Genomic DNA, 24748 nt, shown 5'->3' with positions numbered 1-24748 from the left:
TAATTATGGAAGTAAAAGCAAGTATGGCAGGAAGCGTTTGGAAAATAACAGTAGCCCAAGGGGAAAGTGTAGAGGAAGGTCAAGATATTGTGATATTGGAATCAATGAAGATGGAGATTCCGATCGGTGCCGAAGAAGCGGGTACGGTTAAAGAGTTAAAAGTAAACGAAGGCGATTTTGTTAACGAAGGCGATGTAATTGCAATTATTGAGTAAAAATAAATCGTACAAAATTAAATAGGAGGGTTGCGATTGAACTTTCCAGGTGAAATTATTGTTAAAGAAGTTGGCCCACGTGACGGGCTGCAGAATGAAACTGAAATGGTCCCACTAGAAGCAAAAATAGAATGGATTAATATGCTTTCCGAAACTGGAACTTCTTATATTGAGATCTCTTCATTTGTTCATCCCGATTGGATTCCCCAATTAAAGGATGCAACAGAGGTAGCGAAACAAATTAAGCGTAATCCCGATGTTACTTATGCTGCTTTAGTCCCTAATTTAAAGGGACTGGAGCGGGCATTAGAAGTAAATGTGGATGAAGTATGTTTATTTTTATCTGCAAGCGAATCACATAACAAAAATAATATAAATAAAACAATAAGTGAAACACTACCTGTTTTAAAAAACGTGTCGAAGGAAGCTAAAGGAGCAGGAAAAACTGTCAGAGGCTATGTTTCAACTGTATTCGGATGTCCCTATGAAGGTAGTATAGATACTGAAAAGGTTATCACCATTTGCGATAAACTATTTACAATGGGAATCGATGAACTGTCTATAGGAGATACAATCGGTGTTGCCGATCCATTACAAGTGGAACAAGTAACTTCAAAACTATTAAGCTACTTTCCAAAGGAAAAGATTGCAATGCATTTTCATGACACAAGAGGAACTGCTCTAGCCAATGTATTAGTAGCAATGAACTTAGGTATTACTAAATTTGATAGCGCTGTTGGAGGTCTGGGTGGTTGCCCTTACGCAAAAGGAGCCTCAGGAAACTTAGCTACGGATGACTTACTATATATGTTGCATCGGATGGGAGTTAATACAGGAATTGATGAAAATAAAGTAATCAATGCTGCTTTTTATATTGAAAAATACGTAAAGAATCTATCAAGTCATCAAATGAAAATATTAAATAGTCAACCATTGTAAGGAGGTACGCATGACAACGTTAATTGAATTGAACATAGTTGATGAACATGTGGCAGTGATTACGCTGAACAGACCTGAGGCTGCTAACGCGATGTCAAAAGCATTACTGGATAAGCTTAATGAAATTATTAATGAAGTTAATGACAATACATCTGTCTATTGTACAATAATTACAGGAGCCTATGAGAAAGCTTTCTCTGCAGGAGCTGATCTGAAAGAGAGAAACGGAATGTCCGATGAGCAGGTTATTGCTGCAGTTCGTTATATCGGTGACACCGTAACTGCTGTAGAAGAGATGAAAATGCCTGTTATAGCTGCATTAAATGGTGTTGCATTCGGTGGTGGACTAGAATTAGCTTTAGCGTGTGATCTTCGGATAGCAGCAACTCATGCTAACATAGGTTTAACAGAGACTTCACTGGCTATTATACCGGGGGCTGGGGGCACACAGCGCCTTACAAGGCTTATTGGATTAGGTCAGGCAAAACGACTGATTTATACAGCGGAGAGAGTCACTGCTGACGAAGCACTAAAAATTGGGATGGTGGAGCAAGTAGTTGAGTATAATGAATTGCTGAAAACAGCAGTGCAACTTGCAAATAAAATCGCTGGCAATGGCCCAATTGCACTGGAACAAGCAAAGACTGCTATTAACAAAGGAATCCAAACAGATTTATCAACCGGATTAGCTCTAGAGCATTTATGTTACAAAGAAACTATACCAACATCCGACCGTAAAGAAGGATTAGAAGCGTTCAGAGAGAAAAGAAAGCCGATATATAAAGGGAAATAAAAACAGGAGGGCATTTTATGTCATATGTTGAAGATTTACAGAAAAGAATGGAAAAAATAGAGAAAGGTGGTCTTGAAAAGTATCATCAAAAGAATGAAGAAAAAGGAAAGCTGTTTGTTCGCAAACGCTTAGAGCTGTTATTTGACGAAGGTATGAATATTGAGGACGCATTTTTTGCTAATTGCATGGACGATACCTTACCAGCAGATGGTGTAGTAACCGGGATTGGTAAAGTAAATGGTCAGTCAGTTTGTGTGATGGCAAACGATTCGACCGTAAAAGCCGGTTCATGGGGAAAAAGAACAGTTGAAAAGATTATTCGCATTCAGGAAACCGCTGAAAAATTGGAAATACCAATGCTCTACCTGGTTGATTCAGCAGGAGCCAGAATAACTGACCAAATTGAAATGTTCCCGGGTCGACGGGGGGCTGGGCGGATATTCCATAATCAGATAAAATTATCTGGACGTGTACCTCAGGTCTGCTTACTCTTCGGACCATCTGCAGCAGGAGGAGCTTATATTCCCGCATTCTGTGATATTGTTATTATGGTTGATGGGAATGCTTCCATGTATTTAGGCAGCCCACGCATGGCAGAAAAGGTGATCGGCGAGAAAGTCAGCCTGGAAGAAATGGGCGGTGCCAATATGCATTGTTCAGTATCCGGCTGTGGAGATGTTTTGGTTAAATCAGAGGAAGAAGCAATAGAATATGCACAAAACTACTTAAGCTATTTCCCTGCTAACTTCAGACAAAAACCTGAAACTGTAGATGCTAAAGAGGCAAAAAACTTCGAGAAAACGATCACAGATATAATTCCTGAAAATCAAAATGCACCGTTTAATATGCATGACTTAATTAATAGAATTATAGATGAAGAAAGCTTTTGTGAGATTAAAAAGAAATTTGCACCAGAACTAATTACTGGACTTGCTAGAATTAATGGTAAAACAGTAGGTATTATCGCGAATCAGCCACGTATGAAGGGCGGGGTACTATTCCCGGATTCAGCAGATAAAGCAGCTAAATTTATCCAGCTATGCGACGCATTTAATATTTCATTACTGTTCCTGGCCGATATCCCTGGATTTATGATTGGTACAAAGGTGGAACGAGCTGGAATTATTAGACATGGTGCTAAAATGCTGGCAACGATGAGTGAGGCTACGGTTCCTAAGATTTCTGTAATTGTAAGGAAAGCATACGGAGCAGGGTTGTATGCAATGGCAGGACCTGCTTTTGAACCGGATTGCTGTATTGCGTTGCCAACAGCACAGATTGCTGTAATGGGACCAGAAGCAGCTGTTAATGCTGTTTATGCAAATAAAATAGCTGCATTACCGGAAGAGGAAAGACCGGCATTTATTAAAGAAAAGCAGGATGAATATAAGGATAACATTGATATTTACAGACTTGCATCAGAAATGGTAATTGATGCAGTAGTAGACCCAGATAAGCTTAGAGATGAATTATCCAGTCGTTTCTCCCTGTATGAAGCTAAAAATATTACTTTCACAGAAAGAAAACATGGTGTGTATCCAGTGTAAAACTTAGAAATGAAGATATAAATATCTTCATTTCTATTTTATTTAACAATAATAATTACCAATACATACATTATATTATTACTAGTAATTACTATTAAGTTAACAATAATATTATTATGTTAACTCTAAAGCATCTTTATTTAAATTTTCAGCTTTAAATGCTATTGTGAAGTGAAGGTACTTTTAGAAAAGAGGGGAATTCCAATTATGGAGGAAAGACTTTTTCGGGATGCAATGGGCAAATTTGCGACCGGCATTACGATTGTCACAACTGACTACAATGGTGAAGTTATGGGAATGACAGTAAATGCATTTATGTCAGTATCATTAAAACCTAAATTGATTGCCATATCGATAGATGAAAGAGCTAGGATGTATGAAAAACTGCAAGAAACGAAAGAATTTGGTTTAAGTATATTATCAGAAGACCAAAAAGAGTTATCGATGATTTTTGCAAAACAAATGGAAAAAGACAGAGATATCCCAATTATTAAACAAAACAATATACCTGTTATTAAAGATTCGATAGCTACTTTATCTTGCCATGTAAAAGAAACAGCAGTAGCGGGAGATCATATGATTTTCATTGCGGAGGTTTCTGAGGTTAGGATGGAAAAGGCTGATCCAGACCCTATATTATTTTATGGTGGTAAATACCGAAACATCCAGTCCTTATAGGGGTACCGCCAACATTTCGGGAATTTTGTACGCTAAGCAAATTTCGACATGATTAAAGCCAAATTCTTGTACGTTAAGTAATTTGGCTTTTGTTATTGGTTTAAGTTTTATTTAATGGTCTGAGAGAATTAGGTGGTTGATTTGTGTGAAAGCTCATGAAAACCCGTCCATTTCGCAACTTCCATTAATAAATCAGTGAGTTTAACTCTTGGAAGCATATTATAAAGAGATAAACTAAATTTTCTAGATTCTTCAGGTGTATCGGCTTGCAATCTCTCCACATGTATCTTTTGTTTTTCTATGTTGATACTTTCAATCTTATCTATATTCTTTGAAATCCATTGAATTTTTGCGTTTAGAGTTTCTATCCTCTCCTGAATATACTTATCAAAACTGATATTAGCAGCTAGCTTAGTTCCTTTGACTTTTACTAATTCCCAATCGTCTTTAGATACTAAATACTCTTCAAAATCCTTATGTAACCGACTACCTTCAACCCAAACATCTCCTGAATGTATGTGGTTTTTGAGTTCTGTTAAAGCTACCATTTCATAATATTGACGATTAATGTTTCCTTCATCATCAAAAACATGTTTTTGCCAACGTTTAGGAACAAAATCTAAAGGTGAACCATCAGGAATTTTCCTTTTCCCAGAATCATTTAATTCACGTATGGTTTCTAATGCTTTCAATAAAGGCTCTGCTGATTTAATCGATTTAAACTTTAAAGACTCTAATAGACTGGGTGTATATTTCCTTAAATAATTAAATCGAGTTTTGATTAAATCTAAATAGTCATAACATTGGTCTTGATAACACTTTAGCTTCTTCAATGGATTCCACGATTTTCTCCCAAGGCATTACCCTTTCTAGTGCGACATAAGGATCAATTCCCTATTCTTTTGCAGTAATTAAAGCAGCACCAATATCTGCGTAATGTACAACTTTTTCATTAACTGATTTACCATTCTGTTTTTGCATTTCTTCCTGAGTTTTTCTGCCTTTAGCTTGTAACACCATCATTTGCCTGTCATGAATTTCAATAGCATGATCAGTTAGGTCTTGAGAGAGAGTTAATAAGTGGTCGATCAATAATGCATATCTTTTTTCTTCTTTAAATCGTCTAAAAGAATAGGTTCATATCTTGATCCAATTCGAGCCAATTGTAAAAGTTTATTAGAATGTATCAATGAAGCTTCCACTGTAATATTCATTTCTTTAATATACTTTAATCTTTGTATGACCTTTAAAAAAGAATCTGGTGATGATTGACCGGGAATTTCCCTAAGCCAAGCCAATTTTGTTTTACTATTCTTTACAGTTAAATCAATCAGTTTTTCTAATTCATGTTTATGGATCCCTGAAAGATTACTGTTTAATATGGAATAGATTTTCTTCTCTGCACGGGTCTTAGCAAACCAAACCATTCTCTCGATTGTTGGAATTGCTGGCAGTATTATTTTTTCCTTGCGTAATACATCTATCGCATTGCGAATTAAATACACGGTATTCCCATTCTCTAATGCTAAGTTGATACAGATAATCAGTTACATCAAATTGCTAAAGAGCATTTAAGTAATGACTCTCGAGTCGAATTTGTTACAGGTGATGGTGAAAAATTGATCAAGTCCCTGCACGATCATACGTTTGATTTCATATTTGCGGATACATGGCCGGGTAAACTCCGAGTATTAGATGAAACGCTACAGCTATTAAATAAAGGCAGTTTTATATTATTGATGACCTCCTTCCTCAAGAAGGATGGCCTAAAGAGCATGGAGAAAAGATAAAGAATTTAATAAATGATCTAGAATCCAGAACAAGTTTAACGGTTATAAAACTCAATTGGTCAACTGGATTGATGATTGCTATAAAGACATAAATATAAATGGATTCTTTAATAACCGAAATGATTCCTTTATGTGAAAAAGATATTTTGGTCCATAGTTAATATGACAAATACAAGGTCGTTTCCTTAACGTACAGGAAATCGACCTTTTTTGGGTGGAGTGCTTTCTTATCGTACAAAATTTCCGGAATGTTGGCGGTACCCCTTTATTCATCATCGGTTTTAGGGTGGAAAGCGATGGTTTTCTTTTTCCAACCAAAAAGAAAACACCCGCCAGAACAGCAGGTGCGTCTATATCATTTACAATTACTCAAGATAATATAAGAGTGCTTATATACCAAAGTATTGCGATGTGCAGAGGGTAAAATATGTAGAATAAGTACTTCATCCCGATCCCTTTTTTCCCGTTATATAAAAACAACAATGGCAAAGCGAAAATCATCATCCATTGATAATTAACAAACCCAAATAATTCTTGGTTTATTCCCGCCAAACTCCACCCCCATCTTCGCACAGAGTAGAACATCGCGAGGCAATAAAAACTATAACCCACCGTAACTCTCCATTTATTATCATTCGCAAAATAAAAGAAAAGGCCCAATAAGATCATTAGAAGGCCACCCTCAACTACAAGAAGGTTTCCAGAAATTTGCGTTGTGAATATTGCGATTGGACGAACTAGCAACCCAGCGTTTTCCAGTAAGCTGAATAAGAAAAGAGAAGCAAATTGCCAACCAAAGAACAATAGAAGAAGTTTTATTTTCTTATTTTTCAGCAGCATAATTAGAAAGGTTATTAAAAATAAAGTAGAGAAGAAGTTCAGCTCAAGATACAGGTTGTTCAAATCTGTATAGTAAACACGTAAGTTTATAAATAGATTCAGGAAACTCATTCCAACTGCAGCTACGCCCAAGCGTACCAAATACTTTGTTCTGTTGGAAGTGTTTTTGAAACCGATAACTACGCAATAGATAAAGACCGGAGCTGCAATCCTCCCTATCCACCCCATCCATTCGGGTGTCCCTGGTATAAAGTATCCGTAATGGTCAATAAACATGGCGATCAGTGCAATGATTTTTAGCTGAGTACTTGTCATGAGTTTTCTCCCTTAATATAAATGCGTGTATAAAGACAAACGCCAAAGTTTTTCTTTGGCGTTTGAAAAATACTATTATGCAAATCTATGTTTTTATCTTATCGTATGTTTCCGGAAAATTCACTAGGAGCATAAAATTTTAAGTAATAGTGGCCTGAACTATCCAAGCCGCTTGGGAACGTATAACGAGTTGATTTAGCACTTAGGTTATAAGTTGCAACTCTGGAGTCTATCCAACTATTCCTTTTCATAAGATCTACCCTCAAAGTGTCATTCTGAATATTTTTAATTTCTAACCTATAAGAGCTTTTACCAGTTATCAAATAATTTGTATACAAAGTAGACCCCGAGGCTTTCCCGGCAAAGTCATATTGACCCTTTCTAGTAACATCCCATACAGAACCGGGTGGGTCTAAACCATGTATGGATACTTCTCCTTCTTCCCCATCATCGAAAACAGGAGGTTCGGAGGACACTCCAACATTCTCTAATATCTCTGCCTCATCGTTGTGCTTAACTTCAAATGATTCTTCTGCGGATACGGCTGTGAACGAAACTAAAACTGCTAAAACACCAATTACTAAAACTACTAATTTTTACATATTATTCCTCCTTTAATTTTGTTCTGCTCCATAATACCACAATATTTTCGAAATTATGTTATAATTTATAAAATTTGTTCCGTATGTGAGAAAAAATACCTGTCACCCTGGCCGGCAATGCGATTATTCGATTTGTTAATCTATCTTCCGGTTTTTTTATACTAAACAAAAACACCACCCCTTTTAGAAAGGAGTGGTGTCATGAATTTGTTTATTCAGATGGTGCCTCTTTATTCATTCGCTGTTTGGCTATTACCTTACGGCGCTCACGCAAACGCTTGGCGTAAGCAGGGCTCGTTCTGAACGCCATCGCTTCTCGCTCCGGGACGTCAAATTCCTCCCCGGTGACTGGGTTCCTACCAATGCGAGAAGAACGTCTTGATAAGTAAAAGAGTCCTTTGATGGTTGGTTTTTATGTAAGAGTACTAAAAGCTATTCTGCTGTTATTATGGTACATTTATCCTGAACAAAAGATAAAACACAACTTATGGAGGAACATATGAAGATAAAAGATTTTATGATTAAGGATGTAATTAGTGTTACTAAAGAAACGACAATTAAACAGTTGTTGGAAATTTTGTCCACGAATAGTATCGGTGGAGTTCCTGTGGTTGATAAGGACAATAAATTAATAGGTATGATTAGTGATGGTGATGTGATCCGCTATTTGCAGCCGAAAAGCAGAACAGTGTATGACATGTTCCCACTTGTAGTGGTCAGTGAAAAAGAAGAGCTAACCCATCGACTATCTTATTCCATGAACAATCTTGTAGGGGAGATAATGCGTAAGAAAAATATCCATAATGTTCAACCGAATGATAATATTGATGAGGCGCTATCTATATTCTCCCGATACCGCTTTAAGAAGATACCAGTAATTAATAAGGATAATCAGGTGGTCGGTGTTCTTAGTCGAGGAGATTTAATACATTATATTACGACCAAACTGATAAAAGATTTTAGGGTGTAATATAGCGATATTAGGTAGAAAAACACTGCTGAATCTCGTATAATAGACGCTAGTATGGATAAGAGAAAGGACATGAACAGCTTGATATTAAAAGATAGAATAAATTCACATGTAAAGTTACACCATTTAGTCGCTTTGTATCAAGTGATGATTGATAACAATGATAAGACAAATGCTGCAAAAATACTTGAACTGTATGAAAAGCTAGAAAAAAAAGAATTATTGGTCAGTTTCGCTGGTCATTTTTCTGCTGGGAAATCATCAATGATTAATTCGCTTTTCAATGCAGATATCCTTCCTAAGAGTCCGATTCCCACAAGTGCAACTATAGTCAAATTAACTTCTGGAGAAGGTGTAGCTCGTGTTTACTTTCATCATGATCAACCTGTTGAGTACAATGAGCCTTATGACATTGATATGATTAAAGATTATTCTAAAGACAGAGATGCAATTAGAAAGATCGAAATCAGTACATCAGAGTCAATCATTCCTATTGGCTGTTCGATAATGGATACCCCTGGAATTGATGCAGCAGACGACGCTGATCGATTAATGACATTATCTTCGATGTATTTAGTAGATGCTCTTTTTTATGTAATGGACTATAATCATGTCCAATCAGAGGTTAATATGCAATTCCTGCAATCACTACAGGAAAAATCGATTCCATTTTATGTAATAGTCAACCAGATTGATAAGCATGATGAGGAAGAATTACCATTTACTATGTTTGATACAAGTATTAAACAAACGTTTGATCAATGGGGAATTGAACCAAAAAGTATATTCTATTCTTCGTTACTAAATCCTTCTGTGAATTATAATCAATTTGAAGAGATTAAAGATAAACTTTTTTCTATAATGTATGAAGAGAAAGAGCAATACTTTAGCATCGAACGTTCTATTAACCATGTTATAAATGAACATAAAGTATATCTGAAAACAGAATATGAAGATCAATATTCTATATTGTCGAATACACAAGATGACTTGGAAATAGACTTTTCAAAAATAGATCAACTGGAAAATAAAATAAATGATGTCCAAAATATGCCGACGGAATTGGAAAAGGATTTTCAAAACGAACTACAAAACACGTTAAAAAATGCATATCTCATGCCTTCTGACCTAAGAGATAAAGCAACTTCATTTCTGGAATCACAACAACATGATTTCAAAGTGGGTTTATTAGGCTCCAAGAAAAAGACAGCAGACGAAAGAAAGTCTAGACTTAATGTATTTTTGAATGCATTGCAAGCCAGTATAGATGCAACTATTCAGTGGAAGCTGCGTGATAAATTCACTAATTTACTAAAACAGTATGAGATAACCGATCCCAATATCCAGAAGCAAATTCAGGAATTGACAGTTATATATTCAGGTGATGAACTTATTAAATTGATTAAACCTGGAGCGAAATTAAACGGGGATTATGTGCTGCACTATACAAATGATGTATCAACTGATATTAAAAATAGCTTTAAGCAAAAGGCACGCAATTTAAAAGATATAATTAGAAGCAAGCTTACTGATCAAAACCAGAATCTGCTAGAATCCTATAATGATCAGTTGCATGATTTAACGGATGTTTATTCTTTAAAATTGAATAAGGATGCTATACAAGCAGAGCTAGAAGAAAAATTTAAACATGTTGACGAACAGCTTGATTCCCCAACTAATGAAATAGATGCATGGGAAGCCGTACAAAAAGCAATAAAGGCAAAACAAACATACGTAAAAGGTGATAGTTCGTCAAATAAACGTAATCAAACAACTACAAATGAATCCACATCAGTAGTTGGAGAAACAGGTAATAAAAAGAAGGTACAATCTATTCAATCCATTGAAAGTGTTATTGAAAGCGTGAAGATAACTGTTAACACGGTAGAGGACCTGCCTGGTTTTCAAGGTATTATTGAAGATTTAAAAAGAAAGCAAAATCGCTTAGCTAACCGCTCCTATACAATTGCTCTATTTGGTGCCTTCAGTGCAGGGAAATCATCTTTTGCTAATGCGTTACTAGGAGAGAAGTTGTTACCGGTTTCCCCTAATCCGACAACGGCAACAGTAAATCGCATATCACCAGTAACAGATAAACATAAGCATGGTACAGTGATTGTAACGATTAAAGACGACGAAACATTGAGTAAAGATTTAGCTCAAATTACCAAAAATTTCAAACCAGAAGCTACTGATTTTAAATCTTTGCTGCAATGGGTGCAAACCAATGGAATACATCAAAACCAGCAATTAAACAAAATGTATCAGTCATATTTACAAGCAATGATTACTGGATATGAGGAAAATAAAGAGTTTATCGGAAAAACAATTGAAATTACATTGGAGGATTTTGCAGAATTCGTAACAGATGAGACAAAGGCTTGTTATGCTGAGTCTATTGATCTTTATTATGATTGTGCTTTAACCAGGCAAGGAATTACTCTTGTTGATACTCCTGGTGCAGACTCTGTGAATGCCCGTCATACAAATGTTGCATTTGACTATATCAAACATGCAGATGCTATTCTTTATGTGACGTATTATAACCACGCATTATCCAGAGCAGATAAGGATTTTCTCACGCAATTAGGACGTGTGAAGGATACCTTTCAATTAGATAAAATGTTTTTCATAATAAATGCTTCTGATTTAGCAAAAGATGATGGAGAGCTTCGTGTAGTTACCAATTATGTGCAGGAACAATTAATACAGCTGGGTATTCGTTTTCCGAGACTATATCCGCTGTCCAGTAAACAAGCTCTCGAAGCTAAACAGAAAAATAAGGCCCTTAGTGAGCAAATGGCTACTTTTGAAGAAAACTTTAATAAATTTATTCATAATGATTTGACTGCTTTAACTACTGAATCCACGATATGGGATATAAAACGTACCTATGATACGTTACAACATTACTTAGCATCAGCAAATTTAGGTGAGAAGGAAAAAGGTGAATTTAAACGGGAGTTGTTTTCTAAGAAAGAAATGCTTGAACAGCTGGCTTCTGAACGGGTTACAGTAACTTATGAAGAACAAATCAGTCAAAAGATTGATAAGCAGCTATACTATGTATTAGAGAGATTAGGTATAAGATTTCATGATATGTTTAAAGAAGCATTTAACCCAACCACAATAACTGAATCAGGGAAAAAGGCTCACGTACAATTGCATAACAGTTTACAGAACTTATTGGATTATATTGCATTTGAATTGCTGCAGGAGCTGCAAGCTGTTTCCCTGAGGATCGAATCACATGTTACTAGTCTTGGAAAAGAAGTTTATAATGAGATCGCCAAAAGATCTAATCAAGTAGTTGAAACCTTTATTCTACCTAACATGGACCCAGTGAATCTAGAAACACCGACTTTTGAGCAAGCTTTCCGAATGATAGACACTCATCAATTTGACAGAGCACTATCGACTTTTAAAGGTACAAAATCTTTCTTTGAAAAAAATGAGAAAGAGGTAATGAAGGATAGCATCTATGATATATTGAAACCTATCGCCCAGCACTATATTGATGAAAATAGGTCTATAATGGACCAAGCCTATTTAATGGAATGGAATCAAATTATCGAGGAAATTAAAATGGATGTTAAACGAAATATAACTATGCATATAGACAGCAATTTAGAAATGTTGAGCGCTCCAGTGAATATGAATGAGCTTACAGAGAAAAACCAATTGATTGAAAGTATTTTGAAGAAATATGCTGTAGAGGAAGTGTCTTAATGAATAAAAACCAAGTTTTACTGGTAGATGGGATGGCTTTGCTATTCCGTGGTTTCTTCGCTACATCATTTCGGGGGAACTTTATGGTAACGAGTAAAGGGGTCCCTACCAACGGCGTTTATCAGTTCATGCGCTATTTTTTAGATGCAGTAGATACGTTTAAGCCTACCCATGTAGTTTGTTGCTGGGACATGGGTAGTAAGACATTTCGTACAGATTTATATGATGGTTATAAAGCAAATAGATCGGATCCGCCTGTGGAGCTCATTCCACAATTTGATCTTATTAAAGAAGTGGTTGAGGTATTTGATATGCCTAACATTGGATTGGAGAACTATGAAGCTGATGACTGCATAGGCACACTGGCAAAACTATATGCTATGGAAAACGAGGTGACCATTCTGACTGGTGACCATGATATACTGCAACTAGTTGATGAGCATGTTCGTGTTGCAATTATGCGAAAAGGTCAAGGAAATTACGAAGTTTTCGATCAGGAGAATTTTTACGATAAAAAGGGAATCCAACCAAAGCAGATAATTGACTTAAAGGCGCTTATGGGTGATGCTTCTGACAACTATCCTGGAGTTAAGGGTATAGGTGAAAAAACTGCACTTAAGCTTATCCAGGAATATGGAACAATAGAAGTTATATTGGATAATATTGATAGATTACCAAATGGAGTTCAAACAAAAATAAAAACAAACAAGGATATGCTGCACCTTTCCAGAGTACTTGCTGAGATTAAATGTGATGTACCTGTCAGTTGTCATTTAGAAGGCGCATTATGGGAATATGATAAACTAAAAGTAGAAGAAAAGTTTACCGAGCTGGAATTTAAAAATCTAGCCAAATTATTATAGAATCAGTTATAAAGCCCTGGCAAAATTCTGCTGGGGCTTTATTTATAAGGTAAGAAAGAAATTTTTGGCTGCAATTAATCCTTACACTTGAACAGCCAAGTCCAGCTCCGACGGAAAGGACGTCCTAGTGCCGATGAAGCCACAGGACGTGGCGTTTTCATCGGCCAGCGCCCAGGGACTAGCGAGACTTCCTTCACCTCCGTAATCTAACTCAACATCGGCTTCCTAAGGATAAGGAAGGCCGACTAAAACCGGGCTTTGCACCCAACGCCGGCATACCCCTAAGAAGGGGTATGTTTCCTTTTAGTCATTCATGTAGCGCAAAAAACCAGCGCTACACCACCTGAACTTGACTTATCGCCAGGAATGGCGAACATCTAAGTAAATCTTATACTTTGGAGTGAACCTCCTGCGGCAGGGGAAGATCGACTAAGTACGCCGCTTTGCGCGGCAACGTCGACCCACCCGCGAAGCTCAGGCGCAGTCCGTACGTCCCTAAACGGGCGCCCTGCGCTTTTGTTCTTTCTTGTAATATATATACCCTGCAAACCTCCAAACCACATATATAACATAGGTGCAACTGGTTAGCTAACCACAAGAATTAACCATACCCACCCCCGTACAACTAACGACATGTAGGGTATGTACAGGTACGGGGTAGGGTATGTTATTTATTGGATGGGGTATTTGAAATGGGCTGTGATGAGTGTCATTAATTATGTGTTTATGGGATAGAACTAATAAAGCAGCAGCATATACAAATATTGATTTGTTTAACTGGTAAACGTGAGCTATTTTAAATAAACTAGTAAATAAGAAGTAAGTGAATTGTTAATACGGAACAATAGATAAAGACTAGTTTATATGAATTTAGATCAATAACGGCTATTATTGAATTTGGTAGGGATATGAGGCCTAAATTATTTAATTGCATGTTCTAAAAAAGTAATGTAGTTAAAATAGTTTGGAGTGCTACTGGAATACTAAGTGAAGATTATAAGGATCGATTTATTATGCGAATTGATCCAATTAGCAGGGAGTTCTTAAACTTGTTTAAAATAGAGAATTTAAAAGTTGCAAATATAATAGAAATAAAAGAGTTGCAAATTGAGGATCAGTCTGTAACCTGTATTGTAGGCCAAAGTGGAAGTGGTAAATCGACTTTTTTAAGGCTTTTGAATAATTTAGATACACCTGATGAAGGAATAATTTATTATAGAAACGATGATATACGGAAGAGCGATCCGGTTGAATTACGTCGGAAAGTTATCATGGTTCCTCAGGCACCTGTGATTTTTGATGGAACAGTCCGTGATAATTTATTAATTGGATTAAGATTTGCAGAAAAGCCAGCAGTTGATGATGAACGGTTGAATAATGCACTAAAAGAAATGAAATTAAATAAGACATTAGAAGCTAACGCTGCTGATTTATCAGGCGGGGAGAAACAGAGATTGGCTTTAGCCCGGGTCCTTTTGATGGATGGAGATGTATTTCTTTTGGACGAACCATCCTCAGCGCTAGATGATTCTACTGCACTCCTTGTCATTAAAACGTTTGTTGCATATGTAAAAGCGAATCAAAAATCAATGGTTATGATTACCCACGACAAACAATTGGGGGAATTGGTTGCAGATAAAATTATATATATGGATAGATTCAGTAAAACTGTGGCAATGAAGGAGCATAATGATGAATGAAGCAGATGCAATAGACCTGGCCTTATGGCAGTTAATAGCTGCATACCTTTTTATTATTGTTATATTAATTATTGTACGAATAAAGAAAATTCCTCGTGAGAAATTAATTGTCATAGCTACAGTCAGAATGACAGTCCAACTCGTTTTGGTCGGCTATTTATTAATGTATGTATTTGAATATCCTCATCCAATCATCACGTTGCTAATTGTCCTGATTATGTTAGGCTTTGCTATTTTCAATGTCTACCAGCGATCCACTATCAGTATTCAGCCGCCGGTTAAGAAAATGATTGCTTTAGCAATGGGCTCAGGAATCAGTGTGAGCTTGGCCTTCTTTATACTTGTTGTTTTAAATCTCGATCCCTGGTATGATCCGCGGTTTTTTATTCCGATAGGTGGGATGGTTATTGGAAATGCCATGACAGGTATCACTTTAGGTATAAACAATCTATTGATTGGCATGAAAGAGCAGAAAGAAAAAGTAGAAGGTGCCCTAATGCTTGGAGCATCTCCAAAGGAAGCTTCAAAGACAATACTGAATCAGGCGTTTGATTCAGCGATGCTGCCAACAATTAATTCCATGGTAGGTATGGGCATTGTATTCCTGCCAGGTATGATGACAGGTCAGATTATAGCAGGTGCTTCACCGGTAACTGCCGTAAAATACCAGATAGCTATCATGCTCGGAGTAGCTGGTACTGTTTCTATAACAGTAGTTATATTTCTTCATTTAGCATACAAAACATTTTTTAATGAACAAAAACAATTTACATTTAATAGAACTAAAATCGATTCCAGTAAATAGTTGATTTTAGTTCTTTACCAGGGAAAGAAAGCGGGAATAGTTCCAATTATGGTGATTCCGCTCTTGTCAAGGATGCCAACGACCTGAATAACAAACAGGGGATATATTGTAAATGTGCAAGGAGAAGTTGTCGGAGCATACAGGGATGAAGAGGGAAGCCTTCATTTGGTTGACTTATTAACATGTATCCACCCGGGTTGTAATGTGAGAGTCATGGATCGAGTTTCCGCGAGATTGGAGAAGTCATAGAAGGACCTGCTGTAAAAGCATTAAAAAACTAAAATAAAAATGACAATAAACCTGTATCACGTATATAAATTGTGATACAGGTTTATAAACATGTTTAAGTTCATTATCTATTGCGGTTATTATTGTTGTTACGGTTGTTGTTGTTATTATTGTTTCTGTTATTATTATTGTTGTTATTGTTGTTGTTATCAAGAAATTCATTCGCAAATTCTACGTTGTTTACCTCTTGATTGTTATTATTGTTGTTATTGTTGTTGCGGTTATTGCGGTTGTTTCGATTATCGTTATTGTTATTGATATTGCGGTTGTTTTCCATTATTTAACACTCCTTTTGATTTTTTTAAATGAAAGCAGACCAATTATGGCACATCTAATATAACGATGTTGATTCCAAAATGGTTTATTTTCATTTATAGAAGTTAGTCTGTCCGTAATATAAAATATAACTCATTATTTTAAATCCAATATATACCAAATAAGTGCCGGTTAGTTAAGGGAAACAATGAAATGATATGTAAAATTTTTGGTTATAATAAGCATGTAGGATATAATTATAAATAGGCAATTTATAATGAAGAATTAACAGGTATGGAGAGGAGGAATTAACTATGTATTTTCCTTCAAAAAAAGATTGGTGGCTGACATTATTATTATGGGGTGTAGCATCAGTAGGAGTTGTGGTTCCCTTAATTACAGGGGATGTTACAGCAGCTTTATTTATGTTACCTTTGGCTTTAGTTCTTTTATGGTTCTGGTTTAAGACTGATTATAAAATTGAAAATGAACAGATCAAAGTAAGGTATGGACCCATTCGACAAACAATACATATTAAGGATATAAAAAGAATAAATAAGAACAAAAATCCATTTATGGCTCCTGCATTATCAACGGATAAAATCGAGATATTGTGCAGTAAATATGACGTAATCTCGATTTCACCTGTGGATCAGCAAAAGTTTATAAAAGATCTTCTAGAGATAAATCCAACTATTTTATTAGATAATCGTTTGAATGTAAGTAATTAACCTCAATAAGATATAGAAAGGTTGTATACATATATGAAAGTAGTAGAAAACATAACTGAACTCATTGGGGATACGCCTATAGTAAGGTTAAACAGGTTAGTTCCTGAAGATGCAGCAGATGTATATGTAAAGCTGGAAATGTTTAATCCCAGTAAAAGTGTAAAAGACAGAGCTGCATATAATATGATAAAAGTTGCAGAAGAAAAAGGATTTATTGAACCAGGAGACACGATCATCGAGCCGACAAGCGGCAATACTGGAATAGGTCTAGCCATGACTGCTGCAGCTAAGGGATACACAGCAATTCTGGTTATGCCAGATAACAGTACAGAAGAAAGAAGGAACTTGCTAAAAGCCTATGGCGCAAAAGTGGTTTTAACACCTAGCGAGGAAAAAATGCCAGGTGCTATTAGAAAAGCACTGGAAATCCAAAAAGGAATACCAGGAAGCTATATACCGCAGCAGTTTGAGAATGAAGCTAATCCAGATATACATCGGACAACTACTGCATTGGAGATCTATAAACAAATGGATGAACACTTGGATGCATTTGTTTGCACGGCAGGAACCGGAGGAACTGTCACTGGTACAGGAGAAGCACTTAAAGAGAAATTACCTGACCTGTATATTACAGTAGTAGAACCAAAAGGATCACCAGTACTATCCGGTGGTAAACCAGGAAAGCATAAATTGGTAGGGACGAGTCCTGGATTTATTCCTGAAATTTTAAATACAGCTATTTACGATGAAATAATGCAAATAAAAGATGAAGATGCCGTAGACATGTACAAGAAAATAGCTCAAACAGAAGGGATTTTTGTTGGATTATCAGGTGCGGCTGCAATATTTGCTGCGATTAAGGTTGCGAAGCGATTAGGAAAAGGAAAAAAAGTAGTCTGTATAGCTCCCGACGCAGGGGAGAGATACTTGAGTATGAACCTGTTTGACGAAAACTAAAAATAGAGCCAAACTTTTTAACCATACAAAGTCTGGCTCTATGCTATTTAATTCATTAATTGTTAGTAAGTGAAACGAATCGTACAATCTGGTTCTCAGATTATTATAAGGTATCTTTTGTTTTGCAATGTTCCATTTTATCCTTGTTTTTTTTGACATCCCAATAGTAAAGTCGGGGAAGTCCATAATAAATCCAGTAATCGTGCACGATAGAAACTCCCGTGAATAATAACATTTGCCAATCAAGATGTTTCATGTTTTCACTCCCCTTATTGCTCATTATTAGATATATTTAACATCTAACTTGTCTAAGAACAGAAGGGAGGAATTTATTAATAATGAGTACATTTAAAATTGCGGTTGATCTTTTGAACGCAGTAATTGTTGAGCATATTTTTCTTATTACGCAGATTAAGCGGCTTAATTCCTTCCATACAAGTGCCGGAACAACTACAAAGAGTCTATCCAAAGATTTCCTTTCAAAAATATAACCGAATAAGTAGAGAGAATTTTTATTTCTGGGTCATAATAAAGATGATTACTTTGAAAGGTGGGAATAAGCATGGACTTAGAATGGTTTGACAGAGTCTGTAGTGAGTTGGGGGATAGTCTCGATTCTATTTGCAGTAAATATGGTGAAAACGGCAATATGTCAATAGTACGTGGGGCAAAGCACCCGAGGATTGATTTTTTTACAGATAGTGAAGCAGTTGACAGAGAGTATTTTTGTACCATTCTGTTTGATCCTTATAATGAGGAATTCTACATTCAGTCTTTTGAACCTGAGCTTGGCCATGAAAGTAAGGTAGTGTTAGATGATATAGAGGATATCATTGATGCTGTCCACGAAAGTTTCCATATTTATATGGAAGATGATCTTATCGAGAGTGAAATTATTGAAGTTGAAACGAATTTCCATGATTCAGATGAAATGGAAGAGGAGTTACTAGTAGAAGACATTGATATTCAATGGGAAACCCCTGAGGTTACTGCATATTTCCAAGAAAACGAAGTAGAAGTGTCTTATCAGTTTGGGGTTGTCCAGGAGACGGGGGATGGTGTTTTAAAACGAACCAACCGTATCTGGACAGAGGATGAGGATTTATTAAAAGATGAAACAAGCTTTATGTTTAGTAAGGAAGAAGCCAGTACCATTATAGCCATGGTAGCAAGTCATATGGACAGTATAGGTTCCATGGACTATCATGCATAAATTATAGAATGACCACCCAATTTGGGTGGTCTTTTCGGTTTAGGAAGGGAAGTACCAGATGAATCAAACCAAGCATCTAACTATGTTCCCTTGAGACAAAATACTATTCGAAGAAAAAAATTGTCGTTAATGTTAAAATAACAGCGAAGGCAGCGTTACACATTTAAATCCTGCCGAAAACAACATGAGGAGCGGGAATAGTATGAAAAAGTTATTCTATGTTTTTATTCCTATTTTTATTATTTTAATTATCGTTAGTATCTATGGAGATGGGGAATGGGGGGCTTCAACCGAAATGCCGGATAAAGATAATTGGGTAGGTGCTTGGACTGCAAGTATGCAATCTCCTTATGACGAAGGAGTTTCTCATAAGGGCTTTGAAAATCAAACCCTGCGATTAATTATCCACCCTCAAGTTAGTGGCAAAGAAATGCGCATTCGTTTAGCTAATACATATGGGTCGAATCCGTTATCTATCGAAGAGGTACATGCAGCAGTATCAAAAAATGGAGCTGAGATTGTTCCCGAAACAGACCAACAGGTTACATTTGGAGGTGAACAAAAGGTAACTATCGCTCCTGGAGAGAAAGAATTTAGTGATCCAATCTCCTTTGAGGTTAACGGTGAAGATAATCTCGCGATAAGTCTTTATGTCAGCGGTGATACTGGACCTGCAACATGGCATCCACATTCTATGCAAACGACATATATTTCATCTGGAAATCATGTTTCGGATGCTGATAATTCAAGGTTTGAAAAAGAGGAAGCCTGGTTTTGGCTGGATGGGGTGGATGTTATACCTGACCCTCCTGTAAAAGGTGCCATTGTTGTATTGGGAAGTTCTATTGCTAATGGAAATCATTCGACTGTCGATGCCAATCATCGATGGCCTGATTTTTTAGCGACACGATTGAACCAGGATACGTCCGGTATTAATATGTCTGTACTGAATGCAGGAATCTCTGCCAATCAATTAATCAACAGTAAACCAGATAAAGGTGAGAATGCATTTGCAAGGCTAGAGCGAGACGTGTTTAGCCAGTCAGGTGTCAAAGCAGTAATCCTCCATCAGGGACTGAATGATATTAGACATCATCCGGAATATGATGCAGAAAAAATCATTGAGAGAATGAAACAGATTATTAAATCTTCCCATAATCAAGGACTAGAAATCTATGGCGGGACTTTAACTCCTTTTAAAGGTTCAGGAATGTACACATCGAGAGGGGAAGAAACACGTCAGGAAGTAAACCATTGGATCAGAACTAGTGAGGAATTTGATGGTGTGATAGACTTTGACGAAGCACTAAGGGATCCTGAAGACCCTGAACGCTACCTTCCTAAATATGATGCGGGAGATTATTTGCATCCCAATGATGCCGGTTATAAGAAAATGGCTGAGACAGTTGATCTTTCATTTTTTAAATAATTACAAGCCTTGTACGGTGCAGGGGGATCAGAGGTCGGGGTAACTAACCCCGACCTCTAGAATTTAATACATTTTTTATTGCTTTTTCATGAGCAATTACTGTCTGATTAATGTTTTCTTCACTGTGGACTATAGACATAGAATAACGGTTCAACGGCTTAATATAAACACCAAGATTAAGCAGTTCTATATCTATTTTATGGCGAAGATTAGTATCAGCCTGCCACATATCACGGTAATTTCGTATGGAATGATTCGTTAATACGATATTAAATATACTGCCCATTCCAACCGTTTGCATAGGTATTTCATAAGTATGATACAGTTTTTCTAATTTTTTACGCAGCATATCTGTTTTCATGAAGAGATCCTCCATACAACCATCTTGTTCCAGTAAAAGGATTGTTTCCAACCCTGCCGCCAAAACAATTGGATGCCCATTATAGGTTCCACTATGGAAGACGACATCGTTCTTTGCTCGACTAGCTCCACCGACTGAAAAAATATCACTGTCGCTTGTCGGTGCACTGATCATCATAATCTCTCGTTTACCACCTACTGCACCAACTGGAAAACCACCTCCAAGAACCTTCCCTAATGCAGTTAGATCTGGCTCTATCTGATAAACAGATTGAGCACCACCAAGGTGAACCCTAAAGCCAGTTTTTACCTCATCAAAGATGAGTAAAATGTCCAATTCAGACGTCAGTTCACGTAATCTGACTATAAAATCCTGTTCTGCAGGGATGAATCCCCCTTGGACTGGTTCCATTATAATAGCTGCCAGTTCATGTGCGTGTTTACGTAAAAGTCTTTCAGTTGCCTCGATATTATTGAAAGGTAAAACGATCGTTTGTTTTAATTCATGAGCAGGTATGCCTTTTGATTCGGGTACTATATTTGGCTCTTCTTCATTACCTGATTCCTTTTGATCGGGGTTTACACTTACCAATACATGATTATAGCCACCATGGTAATGACCTTCAAACTTACCGATCTTTTTCTTGCCTGTATAAGCAGTAGCCATTCTAATTGCTAATAGCGTAGCCTCAAGTCCAGAATTTGTATAACGTACCATATCAATCCCGGGGTAGAGCGCAGTCAGCTTATCGGCCATGGTGACTTCCAGTTCATGCGGTGTACCGAAAATGGTAGTACCAATCTTATGCATATAGTCAGTAGTGGCTTTAACTACTTGTTGATGACCATGTCCTGTAATCAATGCACCATAGCATAGCAAATAATCAATGTAGGTATTCCCATCCACATCGACTAATTGACTTCCCTCTGCACTTTTCATAATGATAGGATGCGGGGCGAAATATTTAATATTTGCAGAGACTCCCCCTGGAATAACCTGTTTAGCTCGGTGGAACATTGCTTCTGACTGAATTTTACTTACTTTTTCATAAGAAGTTTGAACACTCATTTATACACGGCTCCTCACATAATAACTATCTTTAATTAGATTATATGCAAGTACACCAAATTATGCAATAAACATTTCATAATTTAATTTAAATGAAATATTTATTTCATAATCAGTTCTTTTTTTGATAAAACACATCATATTGATCCCATAATACTTCTAGATCCTCCAGTCGGGCATCAATATCTTCTGACTTATGTTTTCCGATATGTGTAATCAGCGTGTTAATCAAGCTGAGGGGTGCAACAAATGAGTCCATAAATGAAGGCATCTTACTTGAGGCATGGAGTGAGACAGTTGCATACTGTGTGATCGGTGACAAGAGACTATCCGTAATCGCAATTATTTTAGCTTCTTTATCCTGCGCATGGGAAACAATCTCAATAGTGCTCTTTGTATAGCGCGCAAAACTGATTGCAATAACAACATCCTTTTTAGTTAATGGGTACATTCGCTCAAATGCCGACTCACTTGAAGACACCAGCTGGCTGTTTCCGAAAATAATATCTAAATAATATTGCAAAAATACCCCTAAGGAAACGGCGCTTCGATTTGCAACAATGTAAATGTTCTCTGCTTCAAGTATATAGTTAGCAGCTTCGTGAAATTCATCCAGATTCAGATTTTCCATCGTTGAGCGGATATTAGTAATATCATCTTCAAATATTTCATAAATTCCTTTTTCTGCTTCACTGTACACGGCTCGGGACATCTGTAGCCGTTCTACTGTGTTTAACTGTTTTTCAACAGAATCATACAAGTATTGCTGCAACTCATTGTAGCCACTATAGCCCAGAAAAGTAACAAAGCGTACAACGGTTGCCTCACTTACGGCAGCTTGTTTGGCTAGTTTACCGACTGTCAAAAAAGCAGCTGAATGCGGATTTTTTACGATATATGCAGCTATTTTTTTATGTGACTTACTCATTTCAGGCATTTTATCTGCTATCATGTTTAATACATTTACTTGGTGCATTTCAACTCCCCCTGCATACTGTTTCTCTCTTATAAATTTTATTTATATTCTCTTACCTATATATCTAATCGGATGGAAAGGTATTTGTCAAATTAAAATGGGGACACGTTTAGAAGAGGGAGGAGGTATACTTTTTTTAAATATCCTCACCAAATGAATAGGGGTGCACCAAAAGCAGATTTGGTACACCCTCGTTTTTGTGAAAATACGATAGTCTTATTTTAAATTTTTACTAATGTATTGGATGATTTTTCTTAACTCAGTTGGAGTTGGCCTTCCAAATGGGCTTGTTTGCCTTTGTTGATACAAAAGGTTTCCTTGCTCATCAACCAGGAAGTAGGCTGGTTCTCCATGCAAACCATGATCTTCATAAGGTGCATTCTCACCATGATAATGGACTTCATATTTTTTTAAGACCTCGAGATTTTCATCTGCAAGCACCTGAAAGGTATACTTGTGATCTTCCACCATGTTCTTTAAAGCATCTAGGTTCTCTGTGGAAATCGTGGTGAGATGAATGTTTTTCCCTTGAAAGTATCCTTTGCTTTCTTCGAGTTCCTTCAATTCGCCCATGCAAGCAGGACACCAAGAACCTCGGAAAAAGATGATTAACTGCCATCCGCCTGTTTGCTTGCGATAATTTTCAAAGTTATATTCCTCTCCATTTACAGTAGGCAGTGAGAAATCGGGTACAGGTTTACCAAGTTCAAATTCAGACATGAAAACTCCTCCTTTATATATTTCATTCCCTAATATAATATCATTTAAAACACCTTAATAATGTAATTAAGCTTACATTGACTATTTGGGAGTTATGAATTTTACAAGTGGATACAGTTAATTAAAGCTAACTGAAGGAGGAATTAAATTGAGTGAATGTTAATGCATCCTTAAAAATAGTAGGGAAGTATCCAATACAGATATCTTGTCGTTAATAAAAGAATGGGAAAAGGAAACGTCTAATTCCAAAAAATGGTAAAGGGAAACGATGGAATCTTCTAAACCTAAATGGGAAGCCACCATAACCAAAAAACTGCCTATTTTCATTTATATCTTCATGGCGCTGTTCCCCTACAGGCATTAAGATCTGCACAGTGTCGGCTTCTACGTTAATAATAATCCCATCATATACCACCATGACATAATGATCTTTGTGTTTCTTGCAAAAATCATACATTTCCTTTTGGTGACTATAATCTTTCATTGTACCTTCATGCATAGGGTTTTGCATTTTTGGGTAAGCCATTGGATATTGCATATCATGTTGTTGATGCATTTTAAATTAAACCTCCTTTTTGATTTACAATTTTATCCTAAGTATGGCCGTTGACCTATGTACTAGGCATTTGTCATAATTTTAATACAAGATCCAGTTCTAATTTACTTACCATTACGTAATAAGATTATACATTGTCCAATTTCATATTGGAATCCCCTTTTTCGATGTTAAGTAGTTACAAAGGGGTATCCAATCCAGACGGAATTGACCAAAAGACCTTTGGGATGATTGATTTTTAGAATAATTGATCCAGATGGATATTATTTAAGAATTACATCAAAATTCAACCTTTAAAACTATTTCAACACCTAAACCAATTTGTTGACCACTACGGGAAACTTTAAGGGGGTGAAGGTCAGGTAAAGAAAAGCAGAAAAAACAATTGATATTATTTTTGTTCTAACG

Annotated in this window: 23 protein-coding genes and 1 pseudogene; 16 read left to right on the top strand and 8 right to left on the bottom strand. The window is 36.5% G+C overall.

The genetic code is table 11. From position 1 onward, the window contains the following. The first annotated feature begins 2 nt into the window (after positions 1-2). The 5 genes from QGM71_RS03565 to QGM71_RS03545 all read left to right on the top strand — a co-directional run bounded on the left by QGM71_RS03565 (position 3) and on the right by QGM71_RS03545 (position 4172). Positions 3-215: an acetyl-CoA carboxylase biotin carboxyl carrier protein subunit gene (locus QGM71_RS03565; RefSeq protein WP_327606403.1), complete on the top strand. Its 213-nt coding sequence runs from the start codon at positions 3-5 to the stop codon at positions 213-215. Between the two features lie 36 nt (positions 216-251). Then, positions 252-1154 (top strand): hydroxymethylglutaryl-CoA lyase, encoded by a 903-nt coding sequence (locus QGM71_RS03560; protein ID WP_327606130.1) that lies wholly within the window; start codon positions 252-254, stop codon positions 1152-1154. Positions 1155-1164: 10 nt separating this feature from the next. Then, positions 1165-1947, top strand: a complete 783-nt coding sequence (locus tag QGM71_RS03555; RefSeq protein ID WP_327606129.1) for an enoyl-CoA hydratase — start codon at positions 1165-1167, stop codon at positions 1945-1947. A gap of 17 nt (positions 1948-1964) precedes the next feature. Beyond that, entirely contained in the window at positions 1965-3494 is a 1530-nt protein-coding gene (locus QGM71_RS03550) for an acyl-CoA carboxylase subunit beta (RefSeq protein WP_327606128.1), read from the top strand. Positions 3495-3701: 207 nt separating this feature from the next. Further along, complete coding sequence (locus QGM71_RS03545; protein WP_327606127.1) at positions 3702-4172, top strand: flavin reductase family protein; 471 nt, start codon at positions 3702-3704, stop codon at positions 4170-4172. Between the two features lie 134 nt (positions 4173-4306). Here QGM71_RS03545 and QGM71_RS21780 read toward each other — a convergent pair. The 4 genes and pseudogenes from QGM71_RS21780 to QGM71_RS03515 form a co-directional block, all read right to left on the bottom strand. Continuing rightward, positions 4307-5698 (bottom strand): annotated as a pseudogene (locus QGM71_RS21780) (Tn3 family transposase); the annotation flags it as partial. 633 nt (positions 5699-6331) lie between these two features. Further along, the gene (locus QGM71_RS03525) at positions 6332-7117 is read right to left on the bottom strand and encodes a TraX family protein (protein WP_327606123.1); all 786 of its coding nucleotides are present in this window, start codon (positions 7115-7117) and stop codon (positions 6332-6334) included. Between the two features lie 98 nt (positions 7118-7215). Further along, the gene (locus tag QGM71_RS03520; RefSeq protein WP_327606122.1) at positions 7216-7593 is read right to left on the bottom strand and encodes a hypothetical protein; all 378 of its coding nucleotides are present in this window, start codon (positions 7591-7593) and stop codon (positions 7216-7218) included. 337 nt (positions 7594-7930) lie between these two features. After that, positions 7931-8122 carry an HU family DNA-binding protein gene (locus tag QGM71_RS03515; protein ID WP_327606402.1) on the bottom strand — a complete coding sequence of 64 codons (192 nt, stop codon included), beginning with the start codon at positions 8120-8122 and terminating at the stop codon, positions 7931-7933. Positions 8123-8218: 96 nt separating this feature from the next. Here QGM71_RS03515 and QGM71_RS03510 point away from each other — a divergent pair, with 96 nt between their 5' ends. From QGM71_RS03510 to QGM71_RS03455, 11 genes are all read left to right on the top strand, one after another. Then, complete coding sequence (locus QGM71_RS03510; RefSeq protein WP_327606121.1) at positions 8219-8689, top strand: CBS domain-containing protein; 471 nt, start codon at positions 8219-8221, stop codon at positions 8687-8689. A gap of 72 nt (positions 8690-8761) precedes the next feature. Continuing rightward, positions 8762-12418 carry a dynamin family protein gene (locus tag QGM71_RS03505; RefSeq protein ID WP_327606120.1) on the top strand — a complete coding sequence of 1219 codons (3657 nt, stop codon included), beginning with the start codon at positions 8762-8764 and terminating at the stop codon, positions 12416-12418. Further along, positions 12418-13281, top strand: coding sequence for a 5'-3' exonuclease (locus tag QGM71_RS03500; protein ID WP_327606119.1), 864 nt, complete (start codon positions 12418-12420; stop codon positions 13279-13281). Before QGM71_RS03505 ends, QGM71_RS03500 begins: the two co-directional genes overlap by 1 nt. Before the next feature lie 1049 nt (positions 13282-14330). Beyond that, positions 14331-14981, top strand: a complete 651-nt coding sequence (locus tag QGM71_RS03495; protein WP_327606118.1) for an ABC transporter ATP-binding protein — start codon at positions 14331-14333, stop codon at positions 14979-14981. Further along, a complete protein-coding gene (locus QGM71_RS03490; RefSeq protein WP_327606117.1) occupies positions 14974-15786 on the top strand; it encodes an ABC transporter permease in 813 nt (270 codons plus the stop codon). Before QGM71_RS03495 ends, QGM71_RS03490 begins: the two co-directional genes overlap by 8 nt. Before the next feature lie 475 nt (positions 15787-16261). Beyond that, the gene (locus QGM71_RS03480; protein WP_327606116.1) at positions 16262-16414 is read left to right on the top strand and encodes a hypothetical protein; all 153 of its coding nucleotides are present in this window, start codon (positions 16262-16264) and stop codon (positions 16412-16414) included. A 229-nt stretch (positions 16415-16643) separates the two neighbouring features. Next, positions 16644-17060, top strand: a complete 417-nt coding sequence (locus QGM71_RS03475) for a PH domain-containing protein (protein ID WP_327606115.1) — start codon at positions 16644-16646, stop codon at positions 17058-17060. A 33-nt stretch (positions 17061-17093) separates the two neighbouring features. After that, positions 17094-18017: a cysteine synthase A gene (gene cysK, locus QGM71_RS03470; protein ID WP_327606114.1), complete on the top strand. Its 924-nt coding sequence runs from the start codon at positions 17094-17096 to the stop codon at positions 18015-18017. 338 nt (positions 18018-18355) lie between these two features. Then, positions 18356-18508, top strand: a complete 153-nt coding sequence (locus tag QGM71_RS03465) for a hypothetical protein (protein WP_327606113.1) — start codon at positions 18356-18358, stop codon at positions 18506-18508. A gap of 71 nt (positions 18509-18579) precedes the next feature. Beyond that, entirely contained in the window at positions 18580-19230 is a 651-nt protein-coding gene (locus tag QGM71_RS03460) for a hypothetical protein (RefSeq protein WP_327606112.1), read from the top strand. A 202-nt stretch (positions 19231-19432) separates the two neighbouring features. Next, on the top strand, positions 19433-20659 hold the full coding sequence (locus QGM71_RS03455; protein WP_327606111.1) for an SGNH/GDSL hydrolase family protein: 1227 nt from the start codon (positions 19433-19435) through the stop codon (positions 20657-20659). A 43-nt stretch (positions 20660-20702) separates the two neighbouring features. Here the strand turns inward: QGM71_RS03455 and QGM71_RS03450 are convergent, their stop codons facing one another. The 4 genes from QGM71_RS03450 to QGM71_RS03435 all read right to left on the bottom strand — a co-directional run bounded on the left by QGM71_RS03450 (position 20703) and on the right by QGM71_RS03435 (position 24340). Then, positions 20703-22088: an aspartate aminotransferase family protein gene (locus tag QGM71_RS03450; protein WP_327606110.1), complete on the bottom strand. Its 1386-nt coding sequence runs from the start codon at positions 22086-22088 to the stop codon at positions 20703-20705. A 112-nt stretch (positions 22089-22200) separates the two neighbouring features. Continuing rightward, positions 22201-23064, bottom strand: coding sequence for a MurR/RpiR family transcriptional regulator (locus tag QGM71_RS03445; RefSeq protein WP_327606109.1), 864 nt, complete (start codon positions 23062-23064; stop codon positions 22201-22203). 216 nt (positions 23065-23280) lie between these two features. Continuing rightward, the gene (locus QGM71_RS03440) at positions 23281-23784 is read right to left on the bottom strand and encodes a peroxiredoxin family protein (protein WP_327606108.1); all 504 of its coding nucleotides are present in this window, start codon (positions 23782-23784) and stop codon (positions 23281-23283) included. 211 nt (positions 23785-23995) lie between these two features. Then, positions 23996-24340 (bottom strand): hypothetical protein, encoded by a 345-nt coding sequence (locus QGM71_RS03435; protein WP_327606107.1) that lies wholly within the window; start codon positions 24338-24340, stop codon positions 23996-23998. Positions 24341-24748: the final 408 nt, after the last annotated feature.

The organism is Virgibacillus tibetensis (assembly GCF_036026595.1).
Taxonomy (GTDB): domain Bacteria; phylum Bacillota; class Bacilli; order Bacillales; family Amphibacillaceae; genus Virgibacillus_P; species Virgibacillus_P tibetensis.
The sequence above is the reverse complement of the archived record's forward strand: the minus strand, read 5'-3'. Positions and strand labels throughout refer to the sequence as shown.

Coding starts and splice junctions, on each gene's coding strand:
- QGM71_RS03440 (WP_327606108.1), bottom strand. CDS start 23,784: ATGTCTGAATTTGAACTTGGTAAACCTGTACCCGATTTCTCACTGCCT.
- QGM71_RS03490 (WP_327606117.1), top strand. CDS start 14,974: ATGAATGAAGCAGATGCAATAGACCTGGCCTTATGGCAGTTAATAGCT.
- QGM71_RS03555 (WP_327606129.1), top strand. CDS start 1,165: ATGACAACGTTAATTGAATTGAACATAGTTGATGAACATGTGGCAGTG.
- QGM71_RS03525 (WP_327606123.1), bottom strand. CDS start 7,117: ATGACAAGTACTCAGCTAAAAATCATTGCACTGATCGCCATGTTTATT.
- QGM71_RS03455 (WP_327606111.1), top strand. CDS start 19,433: ATGAAAAAGTTATTCTATGTTTTTATTCCTATTTTTATTATTTTAATT.
- QGM71_RS03510 (WP_327606121.1), top strand. CDS start 8,219: ATGAAGATAAAAGATTTTATGATTAAGGATGTAATTAGTGTTACTAAA.
- cysK (WP_327606114.1), top strand. CDS start 17,094: ATGAAAGTAGTAGAAAACATAACTGAACTCATTGGGGATACGCCTATA.
- QGM71_RS03445 (WP_327606109.1), bottom strand. CDS start 23,064: ATGCACCAAGTAAATGTATTAAACATGATAGCAGATAAAATGCCTGAA.
- QGM71_RS03465 (WP_327606113.1), top strand. CDS start 18,356: ATGAGTACATTTAAAATTGCGGTTGATCTTTTGAACGCAGTAATTGTT.
- QGM71_RS03505 (WP_327606120.1), top strand. CDS start 8,762: ATGAACAGCTTGATATTAAAAGATAGAATAAATTCACATGTAAAGTTA.
- QGM71_RS03460 (WP_327606112.1), top strand. CDS start 18,580: ATGGACTTAGAATGGTTTGACAGAGTCTGTAGTGAGTTGGGGGATAGT.
- QGM71_RS03435 (WP_327606107.1), bottom strand. CDS start 24,340: ATGCATCAACAACATGATATGCAATATCCAATGGCTTACCCAAAAATG.
- QGM71_RS03550 (WP_327606128.1), top strand. CDS start 1,965: ATGTCATATGTTGAAGATTTACAGAAAAGAATGGAAAAAATAGAGAAA.
- QGM71_RS03475 (WP_327606115.1), top strand. CDS start 16,644: ATGTATTTTCCTTCAAAAAAAGATTGGTGGCTGACATTATTATTATGG.
- QGM71_RS03450 (WP_327606110.1), bottom strand. CDS start 22,088: ATGAGTGTTCAAACTTCTTATGAAAAAGTAAGTAAAATTCAGTCAGAA.
- QGM71_RS03500 (WP_327606119.1), top strand. CDS start 12,418: ATGAATAAAAACCAAGTTTTACTGGTAGATGGGATGGCTTTGCTATTC.
- QGM71_RS03545 (WP_327606127.1), top strand. CDS start 3,702: ATGGAGGAAAGACTTTTTCGGGATGCAATGGGCAAATTTGCGACCGGC.